General features: G+C 72.0%; 13 protein-coding genes. 8 read left to right on the top strand and 5 right to left on the bottom strand.

Annotated features, from left to right (window positions below; translation table 11 throughout):
• Nucleotides 1-3: 3 nt before the first annotated feature.
• Nucleotides 4-1131, bottom strand: a complete 1128-nt coding sequence (locus tag ABD358_RS15390; RefSeq protein ID WP_344631568.1) for a small ribosomal subunit Rsm22 family protein — start codon at nucleotides 1129-1131, stop codon at nucleotides 4-6.
• A 607-nt stretch (nucleotides 1132-1738) separates the two neighbouring features.
• On the opposite strand from ABD358_RS15390, the gene ABD358_RS15385 reads away from it, so the two are divergent.
• Entirely contained in the window at nucleotides 1739-3406 is a 1668-nt protein-coding gene (locus ABD358_RS15385) for a glucuronyl esterase domain-containing protein (protein ID WP_344631567.1), read from the top strand.
• Nucleotides 3407-3537: 131 nt separating this feature from the next.
• On the opposite strand, the gene ABD358_RS15380 is transcribed toward ABD358_RS15385, so the two are convergent.
• A complete protein-coding gene (locus ABD358_RS15380; protein ID WP_425576336.1) occupies nucleotides 3538-4068 on the bottom strand; it encodes a GNAT family N-acetyltransferase in 531 nt (176 codons plus the stop codon).
• Between the two features lie 128 nt (nucleotides 4069-4196).
• The gene (locus tag ABD358_RS15375) at nucleotides 4197-4676 is read right to left on the bottom strand and encodes a GNAT family N-acetyltransferase (RefSeq protein ID WP_344631566.1); all 480 of its coding nucleotides are present in this window, start codon (nucleotides 4674-4676) and stop codon (nucleotides 4197-4199) included.
• Nucleotides 4677-5193: 517 nt separating this feature from the next.
• Between ABD358_RS15375 and pglX the strand changes: the two genes are divergently transcribed.
• Nucleotides 5194-8946 carry a BREX-2 system adenine-specific DNA-methyltransferase PglX gene (gene pglX / locus ABD358_RS15370; RefSeq protein ID WP_344631565.1) on the top strand — a complete coding sequence of 1251 codons (3753 nt, stop codon included), beginning with the start codon at nucleotides 5194-5196 and terminating at the stop codon, nucleotides 8944-8946.
• On the opposite strand, the gene ABD358_RS15365 is transcribed toward pglX, so the two are convergent.
• A complete protein-coding gene (locus ABD358_RS15365) occupies nucleotides 8947-9600 on the bottom strand; it encodes an ATP-binding protein (protein ID WP_344631564.1) in 654 nt (217 codons plus the stop codon).
• Nucleotides 9601-9800: 200 nt separating this feature from the next.
• Between ABD358_RS15365 and ABD358_RS15360 the strand changes: the two genes are divergently transcribed.
• From ABD358_RS15360 to ABD358_RS15340, 5 genes are all read left to right on the top strand, one after another.
• Entirely contained in the window at nucleotides 9801-10685 is an 885-nt protein-coding gene (locus tag ABD358_RS15360; protein ID WP_344631563.1) for a helix-turn-helix domain-containing protein, read from the top strand.
• On the top strand, nucleotides 10682-10891 hold the full coding sequence (locus tag ABD358_RS15355; protein WP_344631562.1) for a DUF397 domain-containing protein: 210 nt from the start codon (nucleotides 10682-10684) through the stop codon (nucleotides 10889-10891). The genes ABD358_RS15360 and ABD358_RS15355 overlap by 4 nt, the downstream gene beginning before the upstream one ends.
• Before the next feature lie 155 nt (nucleotides 10892-11046).
• A complete protein-coding gene (locus tag ABD358_RS15350) occupies nucleotides 11047-12000 on the top strand; it encodes a MerR family transcriptional regulator (RefSeq protein ID WP_344631561.1) in 954 nt (317 codons plus the stop codon).
• 255 nt (nucleotides 12001-12255) lie between these two features.
• On the top strand, nucleotides 12256-15159 hold the full coding sequence (locus ABD358_RS15345; protein ID WP_344631560.1) for a DNRLRE domain-containing protein: 2904 nt from the start codon (nucleotides 12256-12258) through the stop codon (nucleotides 15157-15159).
• 26 nt (nucleotides 15160-15185) lie between these two features.
• Nucleotides 15186-15740, top strand: a complete 555-nt coding sequence (locus ABD358_RS15340; protein ID WP_344631559.1) for a hypothetical protein — start codon at nucleotides 15186-15188, stop codon at nucleotides 15738-15740.
• A 155-nt stretch (nucleotides 15741-15895) separates the two neighbouring features.
• On the opposite strand, the gene ABD358_RS15335 is transcribed toward ABD358_RS15340, so the two are convergent.
• The gene (locus tag ABD358_RS15335; RefSeq protein WP_344631558.1) at nucleotides 15896-16618 is read right to left on the bottom strand and encodes a hypothetical protein; all 723 of its coding nucleotides are present in this window, start codon (nucleotides 16616-16618) and stop codon (nucleotides 15896-15898) included.
• A gap of 215 nt (nucleotides 16619-16833) precedes the next feature.
• Here ABD358_RS15335 and ABD358_RS15330 point away from each other — a divergent pair, with 215 nt between their 5' ends.
• Nucleotides 16834-17232 carry an ATP-binding protein gene (locus ABD358_RS15330; protein WP_344631557.1) on the top strand — a complete coding sequence of 133 codons (399 nt, stop codon included), beginning with the start codon at nucleotides 16834-16836 and terminating at the stop codon, nucleotides 17230-17232.
• Nucleotides 17233-17407: the final 175 nt, after the last annotated feature.

The raw sequence follows: 17407 nt of genomic DNA, 5'->3' as shown, positions 1-17407 counted from the left end.
CGCTCACCCGCCGTCCGGCCCGCTGCCCTGTCCGGTGTCCTGCCCGGTGTCCTGTCCGCCGTCCCGTCCGGTGTCCCACTCGTCGCCCCAGGCGGCGTCCCGCGCGGCGCGGTACGCGGGCCCGTGGCGCTTGGTGACGGTCTCGCGCCGCAGTCCGCCGTGCTCCGGGTCCGGTCCCGCGCACAGGTCGAGGAGGACCTGGCCCTTGCGGATCTGCGGCCTGCGCACGATCCGCGCCCCGGCGGGCGCGCCGGCCGCCTCGGGGCGGACGGCCGCGACGTAGGAGAACTTCTCGTCCTCGTAGGCCAGCGCTCCTCCCTTCACCTGCCGGTGGAGGGAGGAGCGGCTGACGCGGGCCGCGAAGTGGCACCAGTCCGAGCCGGGCGCGATCGGGCACGTGCCGCTGTGCGGGCAGGGGGCGAGGACGCGCAGTCCGGCGGCGACGAGCCGGTCGCGGGCCTCGATGGTCCGCCGGTAGCCGTCCGGTGTTCCGGGTTCGACGACGACCACGGCCTTCCCGGCGGCCGCGGCGGCGTCGGCCAGCCAGTGCCGGGCGTCCTCGGTGAGTTCGTTGAGCACGTAGGAGACGGTGACCAGGTCGGCGGCCGGGAGTTCCGCGCCGGGGGTGATCCGTGCGCGCCGCCACTGGGCGGTGCGGAGCGCGGCCGAGCCGGAGGCGGCGGCCAGTTCGCGGCCGAGGACGAGGGCGGGTTCGGCCCAGTCCAGGACGGTGGTGCGCCGCACGTCCGCAGCGTCCGTTCCGTCCGTCCCGTCCGCCGCGCCGTCGCCCCAGACGGCGGCGGCGGCCCACACGGCCGCGCCGGTGCCTCCGCCCACGTCGAGGTGGCTGCCCGGGGCGAGGCCGGGGGCCCGGTCGGCGAGGGCGCCCAGGGCCGCGGAGACGGCCCCGAAGGTGGCGGGCATCCGGTAGGCGGCGTAGGCCGCGACGTCCGCCCGGTCCCGCAGGACGGGCGTGCCGGTGGGGACGCTCCCCCGGTAGTGGGTGATCAGCCGCTCGACGGCCCCAACGGCCTGCCTGGGGGGCAGCCCGTCGAGGAGGCGGGCGAGCGCGTCGCGCAGTTCGTCGCCGGCGCGCGGGTCGGTGGGGAAGGGGGTGAGGGGGGCGGACACCCGGAAAGTGTAGGTCCCCGGGCTCCCGCGTCCGTGTCCCGGCCCGGGGGCCGGCGCCCCTCCGGGGCCGCCGTCCTCCCGGGGCCCGGCGACCGTGGCCCTCCGGCCAGGCGCGCCTCCTCACCCACGAAATGTTTCGAAAGTTTTCTTTTGTCTACCGGAAAGTGGCCGAAAGTTTCCGCAGGATAAAAGCGCAGGTGAAGGCCGTTCCGGCGATCGTTTTCCACCGCTTGGTCCGTTCGTCATGGGCGCGTTACTCGCCGGTATGAGCCCGGAAACGGACAACCTGCGGCAACGCGTGTTCCGACATTGTCATGTCCTGAACCCGTCCCTAGTCTGGGAGCGCTTCCACATCCGGTTCGGCGCCCCGCGATCCGCGCGACTCCTCCCCCCGGAGTTCCAACCTCCCCCTCCGGCCGTCGCGCCCGCGGTGGCGTCTCCTGCCCGGCCGGACCGGCGCGCTTCCCACTGTCCGGCGCGCGCCGGCGGTCGACCGGCCCCCTGCCCTGCGGCAGGGGGCCGCTCCCGCCGGCGCGCGCCTTCCACTGGAGGTCCCCCCATGCGCTTCCACCGATGTCGCCCCCGGTTATGGGCAGCCGCGGTCTTCGTGTCCGTCGTCGGCCTGGCCACCGCCGCCCTCGGCCCGCAGGCGGGCGCCGCCGACCGGCTCGTGCCCGCCGCGCAGGCCGCCGCGCTCGTCGAGGACGACGGCGCCGACTGCCGGGTGTCCGTGCCGGGCGGTTCCGCGTCCGAGTCCCTGCTCCCCGACCCGTTCAAGAGGCTGGACGGCACGCGCGTCTCCGCCAAGTCCGACTGGCGGTGCCGCCGGGCGGAGATCAGGGAGCTGGCGGAGCGGTCCGTCTACGGCGACAAGCCCGGGAAGCCGGAGAGCGTCACCGGGACGGTCTCCCGGACGAGCATCACCGTGAACGTCGGGCACCAGGGCAGGACGGCCAGTTTCTCCGCGGGCGTCGACCTGCCCAGCGGCACCGGCCCCTTCCCGGCCGTCATCGTCTACGGGGGGCTGGGCGCGGACACGTCCACCATCAAGTCCTCCGGCGCCGCCGTCATCAGCTACGACCCCTTCTCCGTCGGACGCGAGGGCACGGCGCGGAACAACAAGCAGGGCGCGTTCTACAGCGTCTACGGCTCCCAGAGCAGCACGGGGCTGCTGGCGGCCTGGGCCTGGGGCGTGAGCCGCATCATCGACGTCGTCGAGCAGTCGGGCGGCACCGTCCTCAGGGCGGACGCGACCGGCGTCACGGGATGCTCGCGGTACGGCAAGGGCGCCTTCGTGGCGGGCGCGTTCGACCAGCGCATCGCCCTGACCATGCCGATCGAGTCGGGCAGCGGCGGCGTCAACGCCTTCCGCTCGATCGCCAGGGAGAGCGGTTCCCAGCCGCTGAGCAGCGCCTACTCCGAGCAGCCGTGGCTGGGTGACGCGTTCGGCTCCTACACCGGCGACCCGAGCGCGCTGCCGGTGGACACCCACCAGGTGGTGGGCATGATCGCGCCGCGGGGCCTGTTCATCATGGACAACCCCCACATCGACTGGCTGGGCGCCCGGTCCGGGGCCGTGGCGGCGCTGGGCGGCGCGGAGGTCTACAAGGCCCTCGGCGCGGGGGGCAACATCACCTACTGGTCCGACGTCCAGAGCGGCGACCACTGCGCCGTCCGGTCCGAGTGGCGCACGCCCCTCCAGCAGAACATCCAGAAGTTCCTGCTGAAGACGGGCAGTTCCTCCGGCACGTTCAGGATCGCGGGCAAGAAGTCCGCGAACCTCTCCGAGTGGCGGAACTGGCAGACCCCGGCCCTCTCCGACGGCGGCGGCACCGACGCGGGGACCAGCACGGGCACCAGCGCCGGAACGAGCACCGGCACCAGCGAGGGGACCAGCACCGGAACCAGTCAGGGCACCAGCACCGGTACCAGCCAGGGCAGCACCGACGGGAGCAGCGGCGGGTCGGGCGACGGCGCCTGCACCGCCACCTACCGCACGGTCAACAGCTGGTCCGGCGGCTTCCAGGGCGAGGTGACCGTCCGCAACAACGGCTCCAGCGCGCTCAACGGCTGGACGGTGGGCCTGACCCTGGCGTCCGGCCAGTCCATCAGCAACCTCTGGGGCGGCCGGCACACCGGGACCAGCGGGTCCGTCACGGTGCACAACGGCCCCTGGAACGGCACCATCGCGGCCAACGGCTCCGTGACGTTCGGGTTCGTCGCCACCGGCAGCTCCTCGACGGCGCCCGGCGACGTCACCTGCACCAGCCCCTGACCCCCTCCCGAGCGCGTTCCCGCACGCTCCTCACGGTCCCGCCCCGGCGCGCCCACCGCGCCGGGGCGGGACCCCGTGCGGACGGAGGACCGTGCGGGCGGCGCGTCCCGGGTGCGCCCGCACGGTCCTCCTCACGCCCCGGGGACGCCCGCGGCACCCGGCTGCCGCACCATGAAGACGTCGACCGGGTCCTGGTCCTCCACGGTGAACCCGTGGCGCTCGTACAGCCGCCGGGCGGCGCTGCCCTGGAGGACGTTCAGCCGGACGGGCACGCCGTCGGCGTCGGCCCGCGCCAGCAGCGACCGCAGGACGGCCGTTCCGATGCCCCGGCCCTGGAGGTCCGGGGCGAGGTAGAAGTGCTCCAGCCACCGCCCGTCCCCGGCCGGGCGCACGGTGACGCAGCCCGCGAAAACTCCGGCGGCGACGACGACCGACGTGTGGCGGGGGGAGAAGGAGTCCCGCAGCCGCTGCCGGACCCGGTGCTCGTCGTACCGTCCCAGCCGTTCCAGGTCCGGGCGCATCACCGTGGCCCGCAGTTCCGCGATCGTCTCGACGTCCGCGGGTTCCGCGGGGCGCAGCGCCCATTCCGCGGGGCGGTGCGGCCCTGTGTCCGGCGTCGTCCGGCCGGGCCGTGTCCGGCCCGTGCCCGTGCTGGTGTCCATGGCCGGAGTATGCCCGCCGGTGCGCCCGGCCGGGTGCGCGCCCGTCGTGAACTCCCCGAGGGGGCCCGTGAGGTGGGCGCCGAACGCCCCCGGTGACGCGGCGGGTTGCGCGGCCGGCGGTCGCGCGCTCAGGACGCGGCCGTCAGGTCCCGCTCGCCGATGACCTGGTCGCCGCTCGTCCCCCCGGTGAGACGGAAGCCGAGCCTCAGGTAGAACGGCTCGGGTCCGCCCTCCCCCTGCTTCCAGGTCACCGTCGCGTGCGTCCCGCCGCGCCGGCGGATCTCCTCGCAGACGGCCTCCACCGCGAAGCGCCCGTATCCCCGGCCCTGTTCGCCGGCGGCCACGGCCAGCCGCCACAGGCCGGAGCGGAGCGGGCCGCCGGGGCCGTCGGCGTCGAAGCGGACGTCGAAGAACGCCATGACGAAGCCCACGAGCCGGTCGCCGTCGTAGACCAGCCGGGGCCAGGCGGTGTCGGGGTGCACGTACGCCTCGGCCAGCGACTGCGCCACCGGGGAGACGAACCGCTCCTGCCCGGGGCGGACTCGCAGGCGGCAGGCGTCGAGGACGTTGTCGGGGGTGGCCTTCTCCAGGCGCGGTGAGCTGTTCACCCCGGCACCCTAGGGTCGCGCGGGCCGGCGGGGACACCCGATATCCGCGGGCGGTCGGCGTTTGACGCGGCTGTGGACGGCCAGGGCGGTCAGGTCGGCCGGGTCGGGGAGGACGGGTCCGGCGAAGGGGTGCCGCGGTGGTGGGTGTCGTCGCCGGGCGACGGGGACGCCAGGTGGGCGTCGCGGTCGGCGTCGTCCAGGTGGGCCGGGCAGGCGGAGTGCCCGGTGACGTGGACGCCCCGGCAGCCGAACGGGCCGCTCCCGGAGTCGCCGCCGGAATCTTCCGCGGTCCGGCACCGGGGCGGTGCCGGGGGGGTTTCTCCGGGCCCGGAAAGGGGTTGATCCTGTCACCCCGGGGGCGCACCGGCGACCGGATGGCCCAGTATTGCCTGGTGGGCCCGGTACGCCTGGCAGGCTTCCGGCGGTGACGCCGGGGGCCGGCGGACGGGACGGGCGCCGCGGGCGCGCGCGGCGGTGCGCGCCGGGGGTGGAACAGCACGACAGGAGACGTGATCACGTGATCGACCGCAAGGCACTGCTGGCGGACCTGATCAAGCAGGTCAAGGCCGCCGAGGCGGACCTCGACCGGCAGGTCGCGGACGGCGAGGCCGTCCTGAAGCCGCTGCGCACGGAGTACGGCAAGGCGAAGAAGGCCGACCCGAAGGGCACTCCGAGGTGGACGGCCTGGCTGGAGGCGCGGCTGGAGGGGGAGCCGGAGGAGCGCGCGGCCCGGGTGCGGGCGGCGCAGGCGGTCGCGGGCAGGCTGCGGGACGAGCACGACGAGGCGTTCAAGCTCGGGCGTACGGGTGCGCCCTGGAGCCAGTGGCTGGGCGAGCGCGTCACGCAGGTCGCGGTGGCGTGGGTGCTGGGCACGGTGTTCGTGCGGTTCTGCGAGGACAACCACCTCATCCCCGAGCCGTACCTGACCGGCCCGGACGCCGACCGGCGCGAGCTGGCCGAGGCCCGCTACGACCACTACGTGGAGACGGACACCGACCCCACCTACCGGGGCTGGCTGGAGCGCGCCTTCGAGGAGCTGGGTGCCGGGCAGGCCGGACGCTCGCTGTTCGACAAGCGGCACAACCCGCTCTACCAGATCCCCCTCTCCCACGACGGGGCCGGGGCGCTGGTGGAGTTCTGGCGGCAGCGCGACGAGACGGGCGGGCTGGTGCACGACTTCACCGACCCGCTCAGCGCGGACGGCACAACCGGGTGGGACACCCGGTTCCTGGGCGATCTGTACCAGGACCTGTCCGAGGCGGCGCGGAAGACGTACGCGCTGCTCCAGACGCCGGAGTTCGTGGAGGAGTTCATCCTCGACCGGACGATGAACCCGGTCGTGCGTGAACTGGGCGACCGCTTCGGCGAGTTGAAGATGATCGACCCCACCTGCGGATCGGGCCACTTCGTGCTGGGTGCGTTCCGGCGGCTGGTGCGGCTGTGGGACGAGCGCCGGCCGGGCATGGACGCGTACGAGCGGGTGCGGGCCGCGCTGGACGCGGTGCACGGGGTGGACATCAACCCGTTCGCGGTGGCCATCGCCCGGTTCCGGCTGCTGGTCGCGGCGATGGCGGCGGCGGGGATACGGACGCTGGCGGAGGCCGCGCGGTACGAGTGGCCGATCCACCTGGCGGTGGGCGACTCCCTCATCAAGGCCCGCCAGTTGGAGCTGCCCCTGGGCGGCGACGAGGACGGCACCGCCGACCCGCTGGCCTCCTTCGCCTACGCCACCGAGGACATCCACGACCACCCCGGCATCCTCCAGGAGGGCCGCTATCACGTGGTGGTCGGCAATCCGCCCTACATCACGGTCAAGGACAAGAAGCTCAACGCCCTGTACCGGGAGCTGTACAAGTCGTGCGCGGGCACGTACGCGCTGTCGGTGCCGTTCGCCGAGCGCTTCTTCCAACTGGCCAAGACCGGGGAGCCCGACGGCAGCGGCTACGGCATGGTCGGCCAGATCACCGCCAACTCCTTCATGAAGCGCGAGTTCGGCACCAAGCTGATCGAGGAGTACTTCGCCCACAAGGTGGAGTTGACCGAGGTCATCGACACCTCCGGTGCCTACATTCCGGGGCACGGGACGCCCACGGTCATCCTCGTGGGCAAGCGGCGGGCCGGAAGCGCTCGCTCGAAGACGATCCGCACGGTGCGAAGCGTCCAAGGCGAGCCCGCTGCGCCGGAGAGCGCCGAGGACGGACTGGTCTGGAAGGCCATCACGGAGCAGATCGACAAGCCCGGGTCGGTCAGTCAGTGGGTATCAGTAGACGACCTGGATCGCGAGCGTTACTTCAGTAAACAGCCGTGGATCCTGGCCGACGGCGGCCTTGAAATGATCGGGCGGCTTGAGAACACCCGATTCGGTCGGCTCGGTGATCTGAAGCGGGTGATCGGCCGATACACACACACTGGAATTGACCCCGTCTATTTCGCCCCTTGCGACACATGGAAGCGTTTCGACGTGAAACGCGAACACATCGTGCCGCTCGTTGAGGGAGAAGCGATCCGCGACTGGAACGTCGCACCTGAACTGGAAACCCTTTTCCCTTACTCTTCGGATTTGACTGCCGAGCTTACCGACGACATCGCACCGCTACTGTGGCGCTACCGCCCGCTCTTGCGCGAACGCCGCGAACTGGGAGGCAAGCACGAAGAAATCGGCCTCACTTGGTACGAGTGGAGCCGCTGGCACCCCGAGAGATATTCAGTTCTACTGGGAATTGCATTCCCTTTCGTGTCCACCCACAATCATTTTGCGCTTGATCGAGGCGGAAATGTTTTCAAACAGACCGCCCCTGTGATCAAGTTGCGGGAGGGGGCGAGCGAGGAGGAGCACCTCCGACTGCTTGGGCTGCTCAACAGTTCCACCGCTGGCTTCTGGCTCCGCATGGTGAGTTACCCCAAGGGTGGTGACCCAGTTGGCGGTGAAGGAGCGCGGGTTAGCGTCCACCCGTGGTCTGACCGCTATGAGTTCACCGGTACCAAGTTGGAGGAGTTCCCGCTTCCCGCCGCGTACCCCACCGCCCTCGCCACCGCCCTCGATGCCCTCGCCCGGCAACTTGCCGCCGCCAGCCCCACGGCCATCGTCGCCGAGGCGGTTCCCACCGCCGGGGTGCTGCGGGAGGCCCGGGCCCGGTGGGAGTCCGTCCGGGCGCGGATGATCGCGTTGCAGGAGGAGCTGGACTGGCAGGTCTACTCTCTCTACGGTCTGCACGCCGAGGATCTGCGGGTCTCCGACGACCCCGACGACCCGGCCATTCCGGAGCTCGCGCTCGGGGAGCGGGCGTTCGAGATCGTGCTGGCCCGCCGGGTGGCCGCCGGGGAAGCCTCCGACGAGTGGTTCAAGCGGCACGGCTCGACGCCGATCACCGAGATCCCCGCCCACTGGCCCGACGCCTACCGGGCCGTCGTGCAGAAGCGCATCGACGCCATCGAGTCCTCCCGCGCCATCGGGATGATCGAGCGGCCGGAGTACAAGCGGCGGTGGGCCACCGAGGGCTGGGACGCCATGCAGGCCAAGGCGCTGCGCTCCTGGCTGCTGGACCGGATGGAGGCCCGTGAGCTGTGGTTCCAAGACGAGCAGCCGACCATCCTCAGCCGCGCCCAGCTCACCTCCGCGCTTTCCCTGGATGAGGACTTCGTCGCCGTCGCCAGGCTCTACGCACCCCGCAAGGAGCTGGCGGACGTCGTCGCCGATCTCCTCACCGACGAGCACGTGCCGTTCCTGGCCGCGCTGCGCTACAAGCCCTCCGGCCTGAAGAAGCGGGCCGACTGGGAGCACGTCTGGGACCTCCAGCGGCAGGAGGACGCCGCCGAGACCGAGCCGGAGAAGCGGAAGATTCGCGAGACGATCCCCGTCCCCCCGAAGTACACCTCGGCCGACTTCCTGCGCCCCTCCTACTGGAAGGCGCGCGGCAAGCTGGACGTGCCCAAGGAGCGGTTCATCTCCTACTCCCAGACCAACGCCGCCACCCCGGAGCTGTACGGCTGGGCGGGCTGGGACCACCGGGAGCAGGCCCAGGCGCTGGCGACGTACTTCACCAACAATCCGCTGTCCACCGAGGAGATCACCCCGTTCCTGGCCGGGCTGCTGGAGCTCCAGCCGTGGCTGGACCAGTGGCATGACGAGTTCGACGTGCTCTACAGCGGTTCCCCGGCGGACTTCTTCCGGAGCTACCGGCAGCAGATGCAGGGCGAGCACGGTCTGACCGACGACGACCTGCGCGCCTGGCGCCCCGCGGCGGCCACCCGGGGCCGGGCCAAGGCGTGATCAGTGCGGTGTGTCCTCCCCGCTCTCCGGCGGGGAGGACACACCGCCGTCCCGTACGGTCAGCGGCTCGGCGGCGTCCACGCGCAGCGGCGGACCGTCGTCCAGCCCGAGCACCATGGCGAGTCCGCCCAGCGCCGACCGCTCACCGCGAGCATTGCGGACCGTGCGCCACAGCCCCCACAACTTGACCTGTTGACCGGGCTGGATCGTCACCGCCGCGATCTCCCGCTCGGCGGGTTCGGCCGTCAGATCCGGGGCCTTCAACTCGGCCCACACCGTCTTCCCGATGCCGTGCGGGCGTTCCTCCACGCCCCAGCGGTGGGCCAGCGACTCCACGAGGAGCAGTCCGCGTCCGCCCGTCTCGTCCTCGCCGGGCCTGCGCACCTCGGGCCGGCCCGCCCCGGCGTCGCTCACTTCCAGACGCAGCAGGCCGTCCTCGCGTGAGTGCGCGATCCGCACTCCCACCTGCCGGTCGCGCGGTACGCGCACCCGCAGGGCGTTGGTCACCAGTTCCGACAGCACCAGCTCTGCCGTGTCGATGACGTCCTGCTCAATGCCCCACTCCCCCAGCGCCGCGTGCAGCATCGTCCGCGCTCTGGGAGCACTGCTACGGCGGCGAGGAAGGCGGAAGGCAACTTGCTTCGGTACGGCCACGGCAGCCCCCAGGAATCGACGTTCAACCGGAGTTCCGCGTGGAGGAAGCAAGTTGGTCGGCGGTACACCGGTGTCCATGGCCCGCAGCATGGACACGGAGCACGTGAACTTGCAACGTTTCCACCACAGATGATGCCGATGTTCCCTCTTTCGGATTAATACGGTTACGCGAAGCTCGTTGCCCTGCTAAACGTGTTGACATGCTTGCGAAGAGCAATACCGCGAACCCGTCCACCGTTCTCGGCCGCCAACTCGGGGACGAGCTACGTCGCTTGAGGGAGACAGCAGGACTGACGACCGCCCAGGCGGCCGAAGCTCTCGACTGCACCAAGGGCAAGATCAGCCGCATCGAGAACGGCCGGGTGGCGGTTCGGCTTCCCGACCTGACGGCCATGCTGCACGCCTACGAGGTGTCGGACACCGAAGTGCGCGAGCGCCTGGCCGCACTGGCTCGGAAAGCCAACCGACGTCGCAGGCAGGGGTGGTGGAACCAGTACAGCTCTGTCCTGGCCGACACCTACCGCGACTACATCGCTCTGGAAACCATGGCGGAGTCCATCCGCACCTTCCAGGCGCAGCTTGTGCCCGGTCTGCTCCAGACACCGGAGTACATCCGGGCTGTGACCGTCGCCTCGCAGCAGTGGCAGACGGCCGACGAGATCGAAAAGTTCGTTCAGGTGCGCATCGCCCGCCAGGAGCGGTTGAACGGCGATTCCCCGCTGCGTCTGTGGGCTGTGCTCTCGGAAGCCGTGCTTCTCCAGCAGGTCGGCGGTTCCCAGGTGATGAATGCGCAGCTACAGCACCTTCTGGATGTGTCCGAGCGTCCCAACGTGACCGTCCAGGTGCTGCCGTTCTCCCGTGGCGCTCATGCGAGTATGTTCGGCCCGTACGTAGTGCTGGGTTTTCCCGAAGAGGGAGCGCTCGACGTGGTGTTGGCCGACAACCCGACCGGCTCCATGTGGCTTGAGCGTGAGGCGGAGGTCGCCCGATACCGGGACCTGTTCGACGCCGCACGCACCTCCGCGCTCTCTCCGGTGGAGTCCCGTGCCGTCATCCACCGCAGGGCCAAGGAGCACAGACCATGAAGAGCGCACGCCACAGCACGCCGGACCTGTCGGGCGCGGAGTGGCGCAGCAGCACGTACAGCGGCGGCAACAACGAGTGCGTCGAGGTGGCCGACAACGTCCCCGGCATAGTCCCCGTGCGCGACAGCAAGCGGCCCGCCGGGCCCGTCGTCGGTGTCGGCCCGGAGGCGTGGGGGGCGTTCCTCGACCACCTGCGCCGGGCCTGACCGCCGGACCGTCCGAACGGTGAGGGGTGGGTGCTCCCGTCGGGAGCACCCACCCCTCACCGCGTCCGCCGTCCCGCGACCGTCCCCGTGCGGCGGAGGAACGGCCGGGAGACTGGGCTTGAGTCTCCCGTGGGGGGAGACGGAAGGGTGCGGGCATGGACGGCGACACGCTTCTGACGATCGGGGACCTGGCCCGGCGGACCGGGCTGACGGTCAAGACCATCCGGTTCTACTCCGACACCGGGATCGTGCCGCCGACTGACCGCAGCCCGGCCGGCTACCGGCTCTACGACATCGACGCGCTCGCCCGCCTGGACCTGGTGGGCACCCTGCGCGACCTGGGCCTCGACCTCGCCGCCATCCGGCGGGTCCTGGACCGGGAGGCCACGGTGCCCGAGGTGGCGGCCGCGCACGCCGACGCCCTGGAGGTGCAGATCCGCACCCTCCGCCTGCGGCGCGCGGTGCTGCGCGCGGTGGCCAAGCGGGGCTCCACCCACGAGGAGACGGACCTGATGCACAAACTCGCCAGACTCTCCGACGCCGAACGCCGGCGCCTGATCGACGACTTCATCGACGACACCTCCGGCGGCCTGGACGCCAACGCCGAATTCGTCGGCATGCTGCGCTCGGCCATGCCCGAGCTGCCCGACGACCCCGAGCCCGAGCAGGTCGACGCCTGGGTGGAGCTCGCCGAGCTCACCCGGGACCCGGACTTCCGCGCCGCCGTCCGCCGCATGGCCGAGTACCAGGCGGCCGAACGCGCCCGGGGCGACGACACCGGCCTCCACCACGACCTCACCGAGGCCGTCCGCGACGGCGTCGGCCGCGCACTCGACGCCGGCATCGCCCCGGACTCGGCCGAGGCCGCGCCCGTCGTCGACGCCCTCACCGCCCGCTACGCGCGGACCTTCGGCCGCGCCGACGACGCCGGTCTGCGCCGCCGGCTGCTGACCCGCCTGGAGGTCGCCGGGGACCCCCGCACGGAGCGCTACTGGCACCTGCTGTCCGTCGTCAACGGGTGGCCCGTCCCGCCCAGCCTGGCGCCGGTGTTCGCGTGGTTCGCCGAGGCCTTGCGCGCCCACCCGGGGCAGGGGTCCGGCGTGCGGTAGCCCGGCAGGGGGTGGCCGGCGGGGTGCCGCCGCACGGACGGACCCCCGTGGACCGACACCCCGTCCGGCCCGCTCCGAGCCGCGCGGACACCCCGGAGGGCATATCCCAACTGCATTGGCCCGTAAGGGAATTCCTCATTCCACCAGTGATCATGATCACTTCTCCGATGCGGGTTTCCGGATGGACACGGTGGGTGACCAGCCATCAGGATTCGTTCGCCAGTACGAAACCCGAACCATCGAAAGTGGGGGGAAGTGCACAGAAAGGACGATCTGCGGTACCGCAGATCAGGAAGCACCGGCCGGGGGGACAGCCCGCTGCGGCGGCTGGCCGTACCGCTGTCGCTGCTGCTCGTCGCCGAAGCCGGGCTGGTCGCGGCCACCGCGGCGCCCGCCGCGGCCGAGACCGCCACGACGCGGAAGGCCGAGGCGGCCTTCGACCCGTCGAAGGACACCAAGGCCCCGGACGAGGAGTCCGCACGCCTGGCCGCGGCCGTCCAGGACCGGCAGATCGAGGTCGTCGGCGCCCGCACCGAGCACACCACGCTCTGGGCCAACCCCGACGGCACCATGTCGCTGGAGAGCCACGCCGGCCCCGTCCGGTTCAAGCGGGACGGCGCCTGGGTCGACGTCGACGCCACCCTCCGGAAGGCCGCGGACGGCTCGATCCGCGCCAAGGCCCACCCCAGGGGACTCCGGCTCGCCGGACGCACCGGCGCGGGCGGCGGCGACCTGGTCACCCTCGGCCGCGGAGACCAGACCGTCACCCTCGGCTGGAAGGGCGCCCTGCCCGAACCGGTCCTCAAGGGCCACCGCGCCACCTACGTGAACGCGCTGCCCAAGACGGACCTGGTCGTCGAGGCGACCAGGACCGGCTTCGAGCAGTACCTGGTGGTCAAGGACCGCTCCGCCGCCGAGCGCGCGGCCGAGGTGGCGCTGCCGCTGCGGGCCGAGGGCCTCGACACCGTGCAGAACGCCGACGACTCCATCACCTTCACCGACCCGGAGACGAAGAAGACCGTCGGCAGGATCCCCGCACCCTTCATGTGGGACGCCTCCGGGCAGAAGAAGACCCCCCGGTCCGGCAAGCACCGGGCCGAGGTCGGCCTCGACCTCGCCCGCACGGCCCGGGGCGCCGAGCTCCGCCTCACCGCCGACCGCGACTTCCTCACCGACGAGGACACCCGCTACCCGGTCACCATCGACCCGGCCGCCTTCCTCGGGCCGAACTTCGACACGACCCTGCGCGAGGGCTCCACGGAGGACCTGTCGGCCTCGCCCGACCTGGCCATCGGCCGCGAGTACGGCAAGGGCAGGACGGAGTCCTACCTCCGGTTCGGGACGTACGAGGAGATCGAGGGCAAGACGATCCTCAACGCCGAACTGAACCTCTTCCCCGTCTGGGCCGACCAGTGCGAGCCCCGGGAGTGGGAGGTCGGCGAGACCGACCCGGTCTCGTCCACCACCCGCTGGAGCACCAAGCCCGCGTGGCGCAAGACCGTCGCGACCTCCTCGGCCACGTCCGGGCACACCTCCGGGACCGCCCCGTACTGCGGCTCGGAGTGGGTGAACGTCGACGTCACCTCCATGGTCTCCGAGTGGTCCAAGCAGGACCGGGACACGTACACCATCGGTCTGCGGGCCAAGGACCCCGACGACTACACCGCCTTCAAGATCTTCGCCTCCAGCGACGACGTCGACAGCGGCCCGTCCCTCCTGGTCACCTACCAGACGCCGGCCGACCCGGTGAAGGACCACGTCCACTTCTGGAACGACGTCCTCCTCACCGCGTACCGCACGGTGGGCGGCGCCCCCGGCCCGCTCGCCCGGGCCGGCGCCATGATGCACGGCGCCATCTACGACGCCGCCAACTCCGTGAAGTGCGCCGAGGGCCCCACCCGCTGCCTCGGTGAGCCGTACCTGACCAAGGTCTCGGTCCCGGCGTCCCCGCTGCCCGACATCAACAGCGCGATCGACCAGGCCGCGTACGACGTCCTGAAGGAGGTCTACCCCGGGGCCGTCGACCTGGCCAAGGCCCTCTCCGACGCCCGCGCGAGCATCCCCTCGACCGTCACGGCCACGCAGCGCGCCGCCGGCCAGTCCGTCGGCCAGAAGGCCGCCGCGGCCATGCTCGCCGCCCGCGCCGACGACGGCTCGGCGACCTCGAACCCCTACCCGGGCAGCCAGACCCCCGGATACTGGCGCCCCACCGACGGAACGCCCGCGGCCACGCCCGACTGGGGCCGCGTCAAGCCGTTCGGTCTCCTCTCTGGCTCGCAGGCCCGCCCCGCCGGACCGGGCGGCCACACCACCATGGCCGACCTCCTCAAGAGCGACGCCTACGCCGACCAGGTCAAGGAGGTGAAGGACCTCGGCGGGGCCACCTCGACGCTGCGCACCGCCGACCAGGAGCACGCCGCCTTCTTCTGGGCGAACGACCTCAACGGCACCTACAAGCCGCCGGGGCAGCTCTTCGAGATGACGCAGGTCGTCTCCCTCCAGCACCGCATGTCCGTCGAGGGCAACGCCAAGCTGTTCGCGCTCGTCGCGTTCTCGATGGCCGACGCGGGCATCGCCGCCTGGGACGCCAAGTACCTGACGGAGATCGACCTGTGGCGGCCGGAGTCCGCGATCAACCTCGACGGCGACGGCAACCCGGACACCCTCCAGGACTCCTCCTGGAGGCCGCTGTCGAAGGACCAGAACGGCAACCGCTTCTCGCCCTCCTTCCCGGCCTACGTCTCCGGCCACGCCACCTTCGGCGGAGCCTGGGCCAAGGCCGTGGAGCAGTGGTTCCGCACCGACCAGGTCACCTTCACCGCGGGCACCGAGGACTTCAGCGCCCTCAACACCACCCGCACCTTCACCAGCTTCTCGGCCGCCGCCAGGGAGAACGCCAGGAGCCGCGTCTGGCTCGGCGTCCACTACGACTGGGACGGCACCGAGGGCGTGAGCACCGGCAACAAGGTCGGCGAGTACGTCAGCGCCAACAAGCTCAAGGCCAACAACGCGGCCGACTGGCAGCCCTACGAGGACCTGAGCAACCTCGGCGGCTGTGAGGCCACCGGTCGCATGCTGGTCGCCGAGCACCGCTGGAACGCCTACCAGTGCGTGTCGACCTCCACCGCGAACGACAACCACCGCCTCTACGTCAAGTAGCCCCGACGGACGGAAGAGACACCACCATGAACCTGCTGAACAGAGCCTTCGGCTCGTGGCCCCGCCGCGCCGCGGTCCTCACGGCCGCCGTGGCGCTGGGGGTCTCCCTCGCCCCCCTCGCCGGCGCCGAACCCGGCGCCGGCGCCCGTCCCGAGGCCGCCGTCTCGGACGAGCCCGACCTGCTGCTGGAGACGCCCGCGAGCCCGCGGATCTCCGACGACCCGTACGCGCCGTTCCAGTTCTGCGGCAACCCGGCGGGCGACCCGGTCGTCGCGTCCGGGACGCCCAGCCTCGCCGCCACCCTGGAATCCGTCGCGCCTCCCGGCAGCGTCGAGAAGCCCGGCGCCCAGAACCCCGGCCACCGCGTGGTGTTCGAGGTCAGCGACGCGGACGGCAAGGCCGTGCTGCACAAGAACCTCGTCAGCCAGGCCAGCCACACCGCCGTGTTCCAGATACCGGACGACAAGCGGCTGACCGACGGCGGGTACCGCTGGCGCGTCCGCGTCCAGGACCAGGCCGCGGCCTCCGCCTGGACGGACTGGTGCGACTTCACCGTGCGCACGGAGGCACCCGCCTCCTGATCCGGCCCACCGCGAACGGGGCGGGCCGCCGGGTGGAACACCCCGGCGGCCCGCCCCCGCCGTGTGCCGGGCACCGGCGGACGGCCCCCGGTCGTCCGCACGCCGCCCGCCCGTAGGCGCTCCAGGCACCTCACGGACCGGCGGGCCGGGGCTTCCTACCGGGTCGGGCCCGCCGGTTCGACGACCTGGCCGGCCGGCGGCTTCTCGGCGTGGACCTTCTCGTTGTAGTCGGTGAAGACCGTCTCGCCGGCCGCCTCCCCGCCCTTGGAGACGGCCTTGAGGATGTAGGGCTCGCCCTCGGCCGCGACGTACAGGGTGAGCCGCTCGCCGCCGGGCTGCTCCTTCTCCAGGACGACGGCCTCCTTGCCCTCCACCTCGGCGGTACCGCTCTTCCTCATGCCCCGGCGTTCGGACTTGTCGCTGTCCAGGGCGGCCAGGAACTCCTGCTTGTCGCACACGCCCCGCAGGCCGGCCCGGTCGGGGTCGGACTTCACCCACCGGTCCCGCAGCTTCTCCACGGCCTGCCGCGAGCCGGGGCGGTCACCGAGGGCGTTGTTCCAGAACGTCTCGTCGCCCTTGACGTACATCGCCCGGCCCGACCGCACGACGTCCGCGCGGGCGCCCCGGGCGGACAGGGCGCCCCGGCAGTTGTCCCGTTCGTCCACGTGGAAGTCGACCCTGAGGCGGGCGCCCTCCTGCCGGACCGTGCCCTTCACCCGGACGGAGGAGGCGTCCCGGGTGGCCTTCACCGCCTCCTCCGCCACCTTGTCGGCGCTCTGCCCCTCGAAGGGCTCGTCCGATTCGTTCCCGCACGCGGTCAGGCCGGCCGCGCCCATGCAGACCAGCGTCGCGACGGCCAGCTTCCTCCTGACGGACATGGAAATTCCCTTCCCGCGGGCCCCGCCGTCCCGCTCTTCTTTCCCCGAATCACCGTCGGGCTTTTCCGGTCGGGCGCTTACCCCGGCATTTCACACCCGAACGAAAGGTTTCCGCCCATCCGCCCGGAAAGAAAAGGGAATGAATTCATCCGGTTGTGTTCGGCCGGGCCCTCCGGGGGCAGACGACAGACGAGGGTCGGGAGACGGGAGGACCGATGCACGGGAAGAACCGGTCTCGGGAACGGTCGTCGATCCGCCCCCCGCAAACCGGGGACGAGGCCCGGGAGCTCACCCGCGAACTCCTGCGGGCGCAGAGGCCGGGCGCCGACGAGGCGGACGTGGGCGCCGTGCTGCTGGGGGTGTCGGAGCTGGTCACCAACGCGGTCCGCCACGCCGGCGGAGTGACGGACTTCCGCCTGGAGGCCGGGCGCGAGGGCATCGCCGTGGAGGTGTCGGACGCCAGCGACCGGCGGCCCAGGATGCTGGAGGCCGATCCGTGCGCGCCCGGCGGGTTCGGCTGGCTGCTGGTGCGCGAACTGGCCTCCGAGCTGACCGTCACCGTGCGTCCGGGCCGGGGGAAGACCGTCCGCGCCGTCTTTCCGGTGCGGACCTGACGCACGGGAAAACCGCGGACGGGCTCGGGAAGGAATTCCCCGGCGTCCGCTCCCCGCGCCGCCGGCGGGTTTCCGTGTTCCCGGCGGATTCCCTGCCGGACCGGCGTTCCCACCGGCGTTTTCGCCGGTGTTTCCAGTACCACAGGGGCAGGGAAACGCCGGCGGCGAAGAGGAA

Source organism: Streptomyces glaucosporus (assembly GCF_039533345.1).
Taxonomy (GTDB): Bacteria; Actinomycetota; Actinomycetes; order Streptomycetales; family Streptomycetaceae; genus Streptomyces; species Streptomyces glaucosporus.
The sequence above is the reverse complement of the archived record's forward strand: the minus strand, read 5'-3'. Positions and strand labels throughout refer to the sequence as shown.